We start from the raw sequence: 12,554 nt of genomic DNA, 5'->3' as shown, positions 1-12,554 counted from the left end.
GCCTCACCCCTGAGGGCAGGTGCCCTTCTCGAGCAGACTCTCGTCGGTGGCGATGGCACCGTCGACGTCGACATCGATCACCGCCTCCGCTCCATCGATCTCGAGGTCGGTGAGTGTGATGCCCGCGGGCAGCTGATCGGCGATGCAGATGCGCTGTGTCTCGGTGAGCTGTTCCCCGAGTGCGCCGAGGGTCGATCCGACCTGATCCGCGTCGACCTCGAGTCCGCCGATGGTCAGCCCGACGGGGGTGAGCTCGAGGTCTCCCTCCGCGACGCCAGGAGTCACCGTGAGGGAGATCGGGATCGCGATGCCCAGCACGCTCACGGAGCCCGCTACCGTCGCGTTCGGCGTGTCGAGCGTGACGGTGTCGATGGGGAGATCGGTGTCGGACAGCAGATCCGTGAACTGCGACTCGTCGATGCGGATGGTGCCGGAAGCGCCGCGCAGGTCACCGCCGCGCAGCGGGACGCCCGTGGCAGTGACGTCGACGGCGCCGGTGATCCCCTCCAGGGTCACGGCGTCGGTGGAGAGGTGCAGGCTGTCGAGCGTGCCAGCGATCAGCTGAGGCAGCAGGATGCCGTCGGCCTCGACCGCGAGTTCCTGGTCAGCGGGCAGATCGAGCTGCTCGATCACGATGCCCCGCACTATGCCTGGCAGGACAGCCCGCGCGATGAGCTCCGCCGCGACGACGAGAGCGGCGAGCACCACGACGACGATCAGCAGCACCCATGGCCACCGCTTGCGCTTGCGTGCGGGGGCGGCGACACCGTCGACGGGCGCACCATCCTTGCCGCCGGGGATCACGAGCGTCGGATGCTCGGAATCCGCAGCGGGGTAAGGAAGGGTGTGGTTGTCGTCGCTCATGCTGCCATCCTGCCCTACGACGCCGGACGGCAACCGGAGTCACATCCGCTCTGGCGCAGACACACCGAGCAGGTCGAGTCCGTTGCGGAACACCTGCCCTGCGGCGTCGTTGAGCCACAGACGCGTGCGGTGCACCGTCTCGACAGGGTCGTCGCCCTGTGGGATGACCCGGCAGTTGTCGTACCAGCGGTGGTACAGGCCCGCGAGCTCTTCGAGGTAGCGCGCGACCCGGTGCGGCTCGCGCACCTCAGCCGCGAACGCGACGATGCGAGGGAACTCCTGCAGGGCGCCGAGAAGCGCGCTCTCGGTCTCGTGCGTGAGCGTCTCGGGAGAGAACTCCGAACGGTCCACCCCGGAGTCGGCGGCATTGCGCGCGACGTTGTGCGTGCGAGCATGCGCGTACTGGACGTAGAACACCGGGTTGTCGTTCGTGCGCTTCTGCAGCAGCTCGGGGTCGAGCGCGAGGGGAGAGTCGGCGGGCGAACGCTCGAGCGAGTAGCGCAGAGCGTCGGTGCCGAGCCACTCGCGCAGATCGTCCATCTCGATGATGTTTCCGGCGCGCTTGCTGAGACGTGCACCGCCCACCGAGACCAACTGCCCGATCAGCACCTCGACGTTCTTCTCGGGGTCCTCCCCTGCCGCGCCCGCGATCGCCTTGAGGCGGTGGACATAGCCGTGATGGTCGGCGCCCAGCAGGTACAGCTTGTACTCGAAGCCGCGATCGCCCTTGTTGAGGTAGTACGCGGCGTCGGCGGCGAAGTAGGTGTACTCGCCGTTGGAGCGACGGATCACACGATCTTTGTCGTCGCCGAAGTCGGTCGTGCGCACCCAGACAGCGCCCTCGTGGTCGAACACGTGCCCTTGCTCGCGCAGACGATCGACGGCACGGTCGACGAAGCTGACTCCGTCTTGGTCTTTGGCGTGCAGAGTGCGCTCCGAGAACCACACGTCGAAATCGACGTTGAACTTCGAGAGCGACTGCTTCTGCTCTTCGAGCTGGAAGCCGTAAGCGAGTTCGCGCGTCACGACCACCTGCTCGTCGCCGGGCAGGTCGAGCAGGTCGGGGCGCGCAGCGAGCACCCGTGCGGCGAGGTCGCCGATGTAGCTGCCGGCGTATCCGCCCTCGGGGGTGGGCTCGCCCTTGACTGCGGCGAGCACCGAGTTGGCGAAGCGCTCCATCTGCACGCCGGCGTCGTTGATGTAGTACTCCCTGGCGACCTTCGCGCCTGAGGCCGCGAGCACCCGGGCGATCGCGTCGCCCAGCGCTGCCCAGCGGGTGTGGCCGATGTGCAGCGGTCCGGTCGGGTTAGCGCTGACGAACTCGATGTTGATGCTGCGCCCGGCCTGGGTGTCGTTGTGCCCATACTCGGCACCGGCGTCGACGATCACCTTCGCGAGTGCGCCGGCTGCAGCCGCATCCAGGCGGATGTTGATGAACCCGGGCCCCGCGACCTCTGCGCTCTGCACGCCGTCGACCTGCGCGAGCCCGTCCGCGATCTGCTGCGCGAGCTCACGGGGGTTCGTGCCGAACGGCTTCGCCAGGCGCATCGCGATGTTCGAGGCCCAGTCTCCGTGGTCGCGGTTGCGAGGACGCTCGAAGACGATGTCTGCTGCGGTGAGTCCGAGCGGCTCGCCAGGACGTCGTTCCTCGGCGATCGGTGCGAGGACGGCGAGGAGGGCTGTGGCGAGCGTTTCAGGGTTCATAGGCCTCCCAGTTTACGGCGCGTCACGCGTCGGAATTTGCGCGGGCGGGATCGTGATCTACAGTCATGCCATGAAGGCCGCCCCCGCCCGCCGCCGTCTGCCCGTCGCAGGCCTCGCCGTCGCCGTGATCCTGGCGCTCGCCGCGGTCGTCCTCGGTGTCTGGCGCCCGTGGGTTCCCGTGCCGTCCTCGACACCCGTCGGTGCCGCGGCAGGCGAGCAGGAAGCGGTCGAGATCGCGCCTGCTCCGCTGCTCCTTCCCGAGCATCCGACCGTTCTCGTCTTCGGCGATTCCTGGACGTATGGCTCGGCCGCGACCGACCCGACCCTCGGCTACGCGTATCGGCTCGCCGACCTGATCGATGGCGAGACGATCGTGAACGGCGTCCGCGGCAGCGGCTACCTCAAGCCCGGCCTCGACGGCCCCGCCTTCGGCGAGCGCATCGCCGCTCTGGATCCGACGCTCACCCCCGACCTGATCATCCTGCAGGGATCGATCAACGACCGGGCCCAGGGTGAGGCCGGGTACAGAGAAGCCGTCACCGCCGCCTGGGACGCGATCGCGGCGAAGTATCCGGAGGCGACGGTCGTCATTCTCGGCCCGGCACCGCACGAGTTGCCCGTCGGTGCCGAGACCGCTCGCATCGACGCCGATCTCGGCGCCCTCGCCGCGGCTCGCAGCTGGTGGTACATCTCCCCCATCGCACAGGAGTGGATCACCGAGCAGAACTATCTGTCGGTCATCGACGTCGAGGTGGGCCGCAAGCATCCGTCGACCGACGGACACCGCTACCTCGCCGAGAAGCTGGCCTCCGCACTCGGCGAACTGGGCGACGCGCCGGTGACCGAGGCCGGTGAGTCGGAGACCACTCCCGAGCAGTGATATTGTCGATCGGTACGCCTCCGTAGCTCAGTGGATAGAGCGCCGGTTTCCGGTACCGTAGGTCGCAGGTTCGACTCCTGTCGGGGGCACACAAGGGTTGTACGCGGAACGAGTGCAGATTCGTACGCGACACCAATCACTACGAGAAAAGCCGCCTGGGCTCAGGCGGCTTTTCTCGTCGACCGCGGTGCTACTCCTCAGCATCACTCTCTTCGGGTGACGCCCCTCGTCCCGTCACGGCGGGAGAATCACCTTGCAGGTGCAGGCAGTCGGGCCATCGCATCACGGCGCCGCCACGCCGGCAGAGAGGTGACAGCCATGTCCACACCCAGAGCCGCGACGACATCAGCCGCCTGGACGGGGTGGGCGGCCTTCGCGGGCGTCATCATCCTCATCAGCGGTATCTTCTCCCTGTTGCAGGGCCTCGTGCTCCTGCTCGGGCCGCGGGCGTCCTACGTCGTGATCGACGGCTCGCTGTTCCTCTTCGATGTCGCCGGATGGGCATGGTGGCACATCGTCATCGGGGCGCTGCTGACGATCACCGCGTTCGCGCTGTTCAGCGGCGCAGTGTGGGCGCGAGTCATCGCCGTGATCCTCGCGGTGCTCAGCGCGGCCGGTCAGCTGCTCGTCCTGCCGGCCCAGCCATGGTGGTCGGTCATCGTCATCGCGATCGACGTGCTCATCATCTACGCACTGACCGCACACGGCCACGAGCTGTCCGAGCGTCGGACGCCGAACGAGCGCGGCGCCGTGGTGTGACCCGAGGATTCTCGCACTGAGCGTCGCGCGGTACACCGTGTCATCAGCGCGCGGGCTCCGCACGACGGAGAGAGGAGACCCGTTCCCGCTCAACGGTCCACCGCGGCGCGAATGGCTATTCGCGGAATGAGCTTCAGACTCGCCGCACCGGCGGAAGCGTGTAAGTGCCGTCCAAGACCGCTTCCTTCGGCTGGTAGATGCGGATCATCGGTCTGAAATCACCGTCTGGCGTCGGGAGCCAGTTCGCCCTGTGCTCCGGCTCAGCGGGCTCATCGTGCTGGAGATAGACAGTCAGCGATCCGTCATCCGCATAGTGGATTCCCTCTGTCCGGTCACCGATGGAGTAGCGCTCGATGGGGTTGTCGACGAGGTAGTACTCGGGCATCGAGTACATCGTCATGGACCAGAAAGCATCCACGGGCGGGAGTTCGGTGAAGGTGATCTCGTACCGGTGTGCACCGTTGAGCTGCTCGCCTCGGTCATCCACATACACCTGCGGATACACGGCCTCATAGGCATGATTGCCCCAGAGCGCGTTCCGTGCGGCGACCGCGCGGTCGAGGTACGCGTCGTCGCGGCCGGCGATCTTCCATTCGTCGCTGTCGATAGCGCCGACGCTGAAGGCGCTTCGGTTGTAGTCGAAGAGGTGCAGGCTCATCTGCCACCCGTTAACTGCGTTCGGATCCTTGGCGCGGGCGGCTTCTTCAAGCCGCTTCTTCCCCTCTACGAGCCCTTCGCCCAGCGCCCGGGCGAGCTCCGGGGAGGGCGAGGAGTAGGGGCCGCCGTCGTCGAGAAGACCAAGGCCTGCAAGCGATGCGAGGTAGTCCTGGTCGTCACCGGCCGGAGGGAAGGCCTGCGACCACAGCCGCAGTTCGTCCCAGAACTGCAACGGCTTCGGCAACTCCGGGTTCGCATGCGGGATGCCGCTCGGCTCGGAGTTCCCGTCCACAGCCGTCAGCGTGAAGTGCTTCTGGAGCTCGAGCACCCGCGGGAGGTCTTCGGGTCCTGAACACGCAAGGCGCCCGACGATGGTCGCGATGTTCGTTGGGGCTTCGATGACGGTCAGGTTGTCAGCGTTGTCGCCTGCCCACCCTGGTCCGACGATGAGGTACCTGGCCTCGTTCGTGCCTGTGGCTCGGCGTCCGACATAGGCGAAGTTGTTGGTCCATGCATCGACGAACTGGAGGACGTAGTAGGCGCCTTCGGTATCCGGGACGTGCAGGATCTGCGGCCCGCCGGAGAGATCGAGCTGTGCGAGCGCGTACACGGTGTCGTTGTTGACGCTCACGAACGGGTCCGACGGTGTGGCCAGCTTCTGAGCGAAGCCGAACCTGTTGAAGGGAGTGGCGGGCAGGCTCCCCATCCCCCCGCCCGAGATGACCTGGAGCGAGTTGACGTTGTAGACGAGCGGGTACCCGAAGATGAAGGCGTCTGCGGCGAGGGCAGTGAGGTTCGTCATGGGAGGCCTTTCAGTCGGCGATGCGGGTGATTGCCGAGACGACGTAGCTCTGGTCGAGGACCGAGGCGTCGGGTTCGTACATGCGCATGACAGGGCGGAAGTCGCCGGCGGGGCTGGGCAGCCAGTTCGCTGCGGCCTTCGGATCAGCGGGCTTCTCGTGACTGATGGTGATGGTGAGTGCCCCATCGTCGTCGAGAACGATGCCCTGGGTGCGGTCTCCGATGGAGTACCGGTCGATGGGGTTCTCGATGAGGTAGAAGTCGGGGACCGAGTACATCGTCAACGACCAGAACGCGTTCACGGGAGGTGGCGGGTCCAGCCGCAACGTGTAATTGCGGGAGCCTGTCAGTTGTTCGCCCTGATCGTCGAGGTAGGTCATGATGTACGCGGCTTCATAGGGGTGGTTTCCCCAGAGGCCGCCGATGGCGGCCGCCGCACGCTCGACGATTCGCAGTTTCGGATCCTGGATCTTGAACCGGTCATCGTCAAGGGCTCCGACCTCGAAGAAGTCGAGATTGTAATCGAACGCGTGGAACGTCAGCTTCCATCCGTTGACCTCGGGCGAATGGCCGGAGACGAGGGCCGTGTGCAGAGCGTCTTTCGCGTGTGTGAGGCCACCTGCCAGCGCAGCCACGGTGTCAGCCGGGAGCCCGGCGTACGGCGACTCTCCTTCCACGGCCAGTCCCAGGGGTGCAAGGCTCTGCAGGAGCGGTCGGTCCCGCTCAGCGGGAGGGAACTGCTGGGACCAGATCCGCAGCTTCTCGAGGAACAGCAGTTCCGCCGGCACGTCTGTGTCCGGGATGGCGAGACCCGCAGGGATCGCGCTCGGGTCGAGTGGCGTGAGTGTGGTGGCATCTTGGAGTGCATGCACGACGGGGAGATCGTCGTCGCTCGCGACCGCCCACCGACCGACGATGGACGCCACGAGAGTTGGGAAGTGGATGACGGTGACGCCTGCATCCGCGGTACCGTCCCATTCCGGAGGGACGAGCAGGAAGTCTCCCTCACCGGTTCCGGTGGCGCGGTGGCCCACGTATGCGAAGTTGTCGGTCCAGGCGGACACGAACTGGAGCACGTAGTACCGCCCGGCCGTGTCGGGCACATGCAGGGCGACGGGTCCGACGCTGAGGTCGAGCTGAGCCATCGAGTAGACGGTGTCGTTGTTGATGGTGACGAAGGTATCTGCAGGGCCCGCGAGTGCGCGTGCGTGGCTGAACGTGTTGAACGGAGCTGCGGGGTTCGCCCCGACGCCTTCTGTGACATATCGCGTGATCTGGTCGAGGTTGAACACGAGCGGGAACCCGTAGAGGTACGCCTGTGTGACCTTCCCGGTGTCGGTGTCGATGGTACTCATTTGCCCTCCAAGGGTGTCGGTAGGTGTCAACTGCGGCCGAGACCGGCGTCAGTTCAGGATCTTCGCCTTCGCTGCCTGAAACTCTTGATCGGTGAGGGCGCCTTGCTGGTGGAGGGACGAGAGTCGCTCGAGTTCTCCGAGGGTGTCCCCGCCACTGGATGCGGGTTGACGCTGCGCCGCCTGGTCAGCGGCATATCGAACCGCTTCCTGCTGTTGCTGCGCCTGATAGGCATCAGCTTCGGCGGCTTGTTCCGCCCTCCGCTGTTGGCTGCCGCGCATGGCGCCGGAAACAGCAGTCGCGGTGCCTGCGACGACGGCGGTCCGGGCCGCAAGGCCGAGGAGGCCAGGTCGTCCGAATCGGTTGAAAAGTGGCATCAGAATCTCGATTCAGTCAGTCAGTCACGCAGGTGGGTGAGGAGATCGTTCACGACGGGAGCGGGGATACGCTCCGTCGCGAGCACAAGTCCTCCCGAATCCGTCAACGCCGACGCGAGCCGACGCGCCCACGTGTGCTCGATGACGAGTACGGCCGCGGAGGTTCCGGCGGGGATCTGTTCGGCGAGGGCCAGGATGTCGTCGTGGGCGGCGATTCCGGTGGCTTCGAGTTCGATCTCCCCGAAACCGTACTCGTCCGACACATCTTCGATCTCGGTGATCTGCACCTCGCCGCTGGCGTCGTGAGAGACGAGAACGAGATCGACCAGCTTGACGGTTCCGGACTCGATGACGTCGGCGAGCGCCGCCCGGAGTCTCGGCTCCGGGGCGGCGCTGGCCAGCCCGACGAGGATCAGTTCGACAGGACCGTATTCAAGGTCGGGCATCGTCTTCTCCTACTTCGCGTCGAGGTCGTGGATGAGGGCCTTCTCGTCCTCTTCGGAGAGGGACGTCTGGACTACGGTGCCCTCGTAGGGTGCGAGTGCCGCCGCGAATTTGTCTTCCGTGAGCTTCACGGCGTAGATGACGACGGCCGATTTACCCGCGGTCACGGTGCTCTTCACTCGGTCTCGGAACTGCGCGTCGAGTCCGCTCTTGTCGAGGCCGGCGAACAGGGCGCCGAAGAGCCCGCCGAAGATCAGGCCGGCGAACGGGACGAAGAACAGGATTCCGATGAGAGTGCCGAACAGTGCACCACCTGCCGCGCCGACGCCGATCTTTCCGGTGGTTCCGGGGTACTCGACGTGGGTCTTTCCTTCACCGTCCACCTTGACCAGCGCGAGACCGGCGAGTTCGACGACGAGGTCGTTCTCCAGCGACTGGACTTCGTTGTACGCGGCTTCTGCCTGAGCTTCGTTGTCGTAAGCGATGACGATCAGATCTGACATGTGGGGCGCTCTCCGTTTACCTGAGACGAGGTCGAAATGATCTCGTCGGCTCGACACGGTCGGAAGGACCGCGTTGGCATCGAACATAGGCACGCGGAAACAGGATCGCTAGCAACCGGAGCGCTAGGGCTTTCCAATCACCCGATAAGGGTGAGAAATGCTCCCGCCGTCCTGAGACACACTGAGACCATCGACGCGAAGTGAGGGCGGTGACCGATGACAGATCTCGTGCTGTCCCTGCTGCCGCTGTCCCTCGGGATCGTGATGAGCCCCCTCGCGATCATGGCGCTGGTCGCTGTGCTGCTGTCCCGACGGGCACGGGTGAACGGACTCATGTTCTTCGTCGGGTGGGCTCTGGGCGTCGCTCTCGGCCTGTCGGCGAGTTTCATGGTCCTCGGGTTCTTCGAGGTGCACGAACGGCAAGCTCCGCCTCTGTGGGTTCCGATCCTGCGCTTGCTCCTCGGGATCCTTCTGGTTGTCGGCGCGATCTGGATCTATCGCCGTGGACAGGCTCATGCGCGTGCGATGGCTCGCGCATCCTCACCTGGCGATGTCACGGCAGCGGCCCCTCAACTGCCGGGCTGGTTGAAGTCGGTCGAGACCTTCACGCCTGGACGCTCGCTCGCGCTCGGGTTCGGAATCTTCGTCCTGAATCCCGTCGATCTCTCGTGCGCGATTCTCGCGGCGCTTGACGTGCGCGTGGCCAACCTCGACGCCACGACGTCTCTGCTCGTCATGGTGGTCTTCGGCCTGATCGCAGTGCTACCCATCGGCATCCCGGTCGTCCTGGTTCTCGCCAAGGGCGAATCGGCGACTCCCACGCTGACGCGGATCCGCGCCTGGATAGCTGGTCACACCAGTGTTCTCAACGCCGCGCTCGTCTTGGTGATCGCGGTGCTGCAATTGCAGAAGGCGGTATCGGTATTCCTCGCGTATTGAGCACAACACGGAGCCGATGGCAGGTGTCCCCGTGAACACGACACCCCCCCGCCATCAGCGATCTGCTGAGCGCACCGACGATCAGCGGCTGGGACATCGCCTTCGCAGTGATCTCGATTGTCGCGGCGTGGGTGATTTCGATCTTCGCGAAGCGGGCAACATTGTCGGTCCTTCGGAAGCTCCAGGGCATCTCCGAGGGAGCTGCGATCCTCACGGCCCGCATCGTCCGATACGTGATCCTGCTCGCGGGTGTCGGAGTCGCCTTCGCTTTCCTCGGCGCATCCGTGCAGCCGCTGATCGCCATCGGATTGATCGTCGCGGCGGTTGTCGTCCTTGCGTTGCGAGGAATCAGCGCGAATTTCGCCGCCGGAGTGGTTTTGCAGACCCGCCACCCCATCAAGGTCGGCGACGAGATCGAGGTCGACGACTACGTCGGCACCGTCCGAGAGCTCAACGGACGAAGCGTGGTCATCATCACGCGCGATGGCCGGACGGTGCACGTCCCCAATGCGACGCTGCTGGAGAACCTGCTTGTCAATCACTCCGAGCTCGGACAGCGACGCTCCGATATCCTCGTGCGGAGCCGCGCCGGGGCTTCGCAGCTCGACGAGATCACTGAACTGGTCACAAGCTCTACCGCGGCCGTGGTCGGGATCCGCAGCGCGCCGCCGGTGACCGTTCTCGTTCAGAGTGCCGAACCGGAGCGTCTGACTCTGCTCGTTCGCTTCTGGCATGACCCGGTCGCCGCGCCCGCGATTTCATCCCCCGTCGTACGGGCTATCGCCGACGCGCTGGCGGCCGCCGGCGTAGACGCTGTGGTCACCTCCGATATCCCCGCGCCTCCTCTCGTCCCGCCCTCGGAGCTGTGAGATGTCGGACGCATCATCACCAGAAAGCAAGGAGCGCCGCGGCATGCAACGACCCTTCGCCGGCCTGACCTGGCGCAACGCCGCCACCGAGACAATCGCGGGGGTGACTCTGCTGGCCATCGCAGTGCCTCTGAACATCGGATATGCGCAGATCGCCGGACTCCCGCCGACCGCCGGGCTCTACGCCCTCGTCGTCCCTGCCATCGTCTACGCGCTGCTCGTCACCTCTCGACAGCTCGTCGCTTCGCCCGATGCCGCTGCAGCCGCGCTGGTGGCGTCGTCCATCGGAGGTCTTGCCGTCGCAGGGAGCGAGGACTACCTGACGATGGCGTTCGCGCAGGCCATCATCTGCGGTGTCATGTTCATCCTCGCCTCTATTTTCAAACTCGGGTTCCTCGCCAACTTCCTGTCCAAGCCGATCCTGATCGGCTTCGTCGGCGGGCTAGCTCTCGACATCCTGGCCAGCCAGTTCGCGAAGATGCTCGGCGTGAAGATCGACTCGGGCGGGGAATTCATCGACAAGGTGATCGGGCTCATCACCGGCCTCCCGACTCTGAACGGGTGGTCCGTGCTCATCGCCGCGGCAGCTGTGGTCATACTTGTCGTCGGTCGGAAGGTCGCGCGAGCCGTTCCGTGGGCGCTGATCGTGCTTATCGTCTCGACAGTCGTGGTCGTCATCACCGACCTCGAGCAGCAGGGAGTCGCAGTGCTCGGGGTGGTCGAGGCCGGCCCGCCAACGCTCACGTGGCCGATGCTCGACTGGGCGACGTGGTTGGCCCTCGTCCCGTCGGCCATCGCTCTGACGATGGTGACGATGGCGGAAGGCCTGCTCGTCGCGCGCAGCTACGGCGAGAAGCGCGGCTACACCACGCGCCCGAACCGTGACCTGTTCGCCTTCGGCGCGGCGAACATAGCCGCGGGAACCACCGGAGGGTTCTCCGTCGGGTCGTCCACCTCACGCACTGCGGCGATGGACCAGGCAGGCTCTCGCACGCAGTTGCCGTCAGTCGTCGCCGCCGTCGGCACGCTGCTGCTCCTGCTGTTCGGAACGGCACTTCTCGAACACATACCCTCACCCGCTATCGGAGCCATCGTCGGCATCGCGATCCTTCCTCTGCTCGGAACTCGCGACTTCATTCAGCTCTGGAAGCAGGATCGTTTCGAGTTCGTCGTCGGCGCGGTCTGCTTCCTCGCGACCCTGTTCATCGGCGCCATCCCCGGCATCGTGATCGCATTCGTCCTCGCTCTCATCAATCTCGCCAAGAGAGCCTCATCCCCTGCCATCGACGTCCTCGCCGCCAACGACAGCCCTGATTCCTCCCTGTTGGATCCGGCGCCCGCGGGTACCGCCACGGCGCCCGGCGTGATCGTCATCAGGCTGGCGGCTCCGCTGTTCTTCGCCAACGGATCCGTGTTCTCGGATGCCGTCAAGCGCGCAGTCACTGCGACACCCGACGCCCACCACATCGTGCTCGATCTCGAAGCCGTGACTGACGTCGACGTCACGGGCGCGGAAGCCTTCGAATCGCTCAAGACGTGGCTCGCCGCGAACTCGGTGGAGCTCGCCTACAGTCGTCCCCGCCAGCAGATCCTCGAGAGGATGAAGACGCTCGGCCTGGTCCGCGACGAGGCGATCTATCCCACCAACCGGGCAGCGCTCGTTGCGTTGTCCGGACCGGCAGCATCCGAATAAGGAGAACACCATGGGTTCCGTCATCGGGGAGATTCTGCCCCTCGCGCTCGGCATAGCTATCAGCCCCATCCCCATCATCGCCGCGATCCTCATGCTGCTCTCCCCCAAGGCGCGCGGCACCAGCGTCGGATTCCTCATCGGCTGGATCCTCGGCGTCGTTGTCGCTGTGGTCGTCTTCACCATGCTCTCCTCGCTGATCCCGGAGAGCGACAATGACGCCTCGAAGCCCATCGCCGGCGTCATCAAGATCGTGCTCGGCGCTTTGCTGCTTCTGCTGGCGGTCAAGCAGTGGCGAGCCCGCCCGCAGGGTGGCAAGGAGCCGCCGCTGCCGAACTGGATGTCGGCAATCGATTCCATGACGGCCGGCCGCGGGCTCCTGCTCGGCTTCGCCCTCTCCGGCCTCAACCCGAAGAACCTCCTGATGGGAGTCGCGGCGGGTGTCGCCATCGGTGCCGGCGACCTCGGTGTCGGCGACACAACGCTCGTGATTGCGATCTTCACCGTCATCGCCGCGTCGACCGTCGCAGTTCCCGTGATCGCGTACCTTGTGGCGTCACAGCGCATGACCGGACCACTGGGAAGCCTGCGCACCTGGCTCGTCCACAACAACTCCACTGTGATGGCGGTCCTTCTGCTCGTCATCGGCGTCGTGCTGATCGGCAAGGGCATCGGCTCGTTCTGACGCGGCGAGCGTCTCGTTTATTCGGCGCG

The 12,554-nt window shown here is 65.6% G+C and carries 13 protein-coding genes and 1 tRNA gene; 7 read left to right on the top strand and 7 right to left on the bottom strand.

Annotated elements, in window-relative coordinates; genetic code table 11:
• Window positions 1–3: 3 nt before the first annotated feature.
• Both ASF87_RS13065 and argS read right to left on the bottom strand, forming a co-directional pair.
• Window positions 4–864 carry an LmeA family phospholipid-binding protein gene (locus tag ASF87_RS13065; RefSeq protein WP_056376557.1) on the bottom strand — a complete coding sequence of 287 codons (861 nt, stop codon included), beginning with the start codon at window positions 862–864 and terminating at the stop codon, window positions 4–6.
• Window positions 865–903: 39 nt separating this feature from the next.
• Entirely contained in the window at window positions 904–2,568 is a 1,665-nt protein-coding gene (gene argS / locus ASF87_RS13060) for an arginine--tRNA ligase (RefSeq protein ID WP_056376556.1), read from the bottom strand.
• A gap of 70 nt (window positions 2,569–2,638) precedes the next feature.
• On the opposite strand from argS, the gene ASF87_RS13055 reads away from it, so the two are divergent.
• The 3 genes from ASF87_RS13055 (at window position 2,639) to ASF87_RS13045 (ending at window position 4,207) form a co-directional block, all read left to right on the top strand.
• A complete protein-coding gene (locus tag ASF87_RS13055) occupies window positions 2,639–3,448 on the top strand; it encodes an SGNH/GDSL hydrolase family protein (protein WP_056376555.1) in 810 nt (269 codons plus the stop codon).
• Between the two features lie 16 nt (window positions 3,449–3,464).
• Window positions 3,465–3,537, top strand: a tRNA-Arg gene (locus tag ASF87_RS13050).
• A gap of 229 nt (window positions 3,538–3,766) precedes the next feature.
• Window positions 3,767–4,207 carry a DUF7144 family membrane protein gene (locus ASF87_RS13045; protein ID WP_056376554.1) on the top strand — a complete coding sequence of 147 codons (441 nt, stop codon included), beginning with the start codon at window positions 3,767–3,769 and terminating at the stop codon, window positions 4,205–4,207.
• A gap of 133 nt (window positions 4,208–4,340) precedes the next feature.
• Here ASF87_RS13045 and ASF87_RS13040 read toward each other — a convergent pair whose 3' ends face one another.
• From ASF87_RS13040 to ASF87_RS13020, 5 genes are read right to left on the bottom strand one after another with little or no spacing between them, the layout of a single operon-like run.
• On the bottom strand, window positions 4,341–5,666 hold the full coding sequence (locus ASF87_RS13040; protein ID WP_056376553.1) for a DUF1254 domain-containing protein: 1,326 nt from the start codon (window positions 5,664–5,666) through the stop codon (window positions 4,341–4,343).
• Window positions 5,667–5,676: 10 nt separating this feature from the next.
• Window positions 5,677–7,020, bottom strand: a complete 1,344-nt coding sequence (locus tag ASF87_RS13035; protein ID WP_056376552.1) for a DUF1254 domain-containing protein — start codon at window positions 7,018–7,020, stop codon at window positions 5,677–5,679.
• A gap of 48 nt (window positions 7,021–7,068) precedes the next feature.
• Window positions 7,069–7,395: an SHOCT domain-containing protein gene (locus ASF87_RS13030; RefSeq protein ID WP_056376551.1), complete on the bottom strand. Its 327-nt coding sequence runs from the start codon at window positions 7,393–7,395 to the stop codon at window positions 7,069–7,071.
• Between the two features lie 20 nt (window positions 7,396–7,415).
• On the bottom strand, window positions 7,416–7,841 hold the full coding sequence (locus ASF87_RS13025) for a DUF6325 family protein (protein WP_056376550.1): 426 nt from the start codon (window positions 7,839–7,841) through the stop codon (window positions 7,416–7,418).
• A gap of 9 nt (window positions 7,842–7,850) precedes the next feature.
• Window positions 7,851–8,342, bottom strand: a complete 492-nt coding sequence (locus ASF87_RS13020) for a DUF1269 domain-containing protein (protein WP_056376549.1) — start codon at window positions 8,340–8,342, stop codon at window positions 7,851–7,853.
• 216 nt (window positions 8,343–8,558) lie between these two features.
• On the opposite strand from ASF87_RS13020, the gene ASF87_RS13015 reads away from it, so the two are divergent.
• The 4 genes from ASF87_RS13015 to ASF87_RS13000 all read left to right on the top strand — a co-directional run bounded on the left by ASF87_RS13015 (window position 8,559) and on the right by ASF87_RS13000 (window position 12,525).
• Window positions 8,559–9,281, top strand: coding sequence for a GAP family protein (locus ASF87_RS13015; RefSeq protein WP_056376548.1), 723 nt, complete (start codon window positions 8,559–8,561; stop codon window positions 9,279–9,281).
• Between the two features lie 233 nt (window positions 9,282–9,514).
• Entirely contained in the window at window positions 9,515–10,150 is a 636-nt protein-coding gene (locus tag ASF87_RS13010; protein WP_162238694.1) for a mechanosensitive ion channel family protein, read from the top strand.
• Between the two features lie 43 nt (window positions 10,151–10,193).
• Window positions 10,194–11,843: a SulP family inorganic anion transporter gene (locus tag ASF87_RS13005; protein ID WP_056376546.1), complete on the top strand. Its 1,650-nt coding sequence runs from the start codon at window positions 10,194–10,196 to the stop codon at window positions 11,841–11,843.
• Window positions 11,844–11,853: 10 nt separating this feature from the next.
• Window positions 11,854–12,525 carry a GAP family protein gene (locus ASF87_RS13000; protein ID WP_056376545.1) on the top strand — a complete coding sequence of 224 codons (672 nt, stop codon included), beginning with the start codon at window positions 11,854–11,856 and terminating at the stop codon, window positions 12,523–12,525.
• The last annotated feature ends 29 nt before the right edge of the window (window positions 12,526–12,554 follow it).

It is taken from the genome of Microbacterium sp. Leaf161, assembly GCF_001423645.1.
Classification (GTDB): domain Bacteria; phylum Actinomycetota; class Actinomycetes; order Actinomycetales; family Microbacteriaceae; genus Microbacterium; species Microbacterium forte.
Note: the sequence above shows the minus strand (reverse complement) of the source record. Positions and strands in the feature narration are given on the sequence as shown.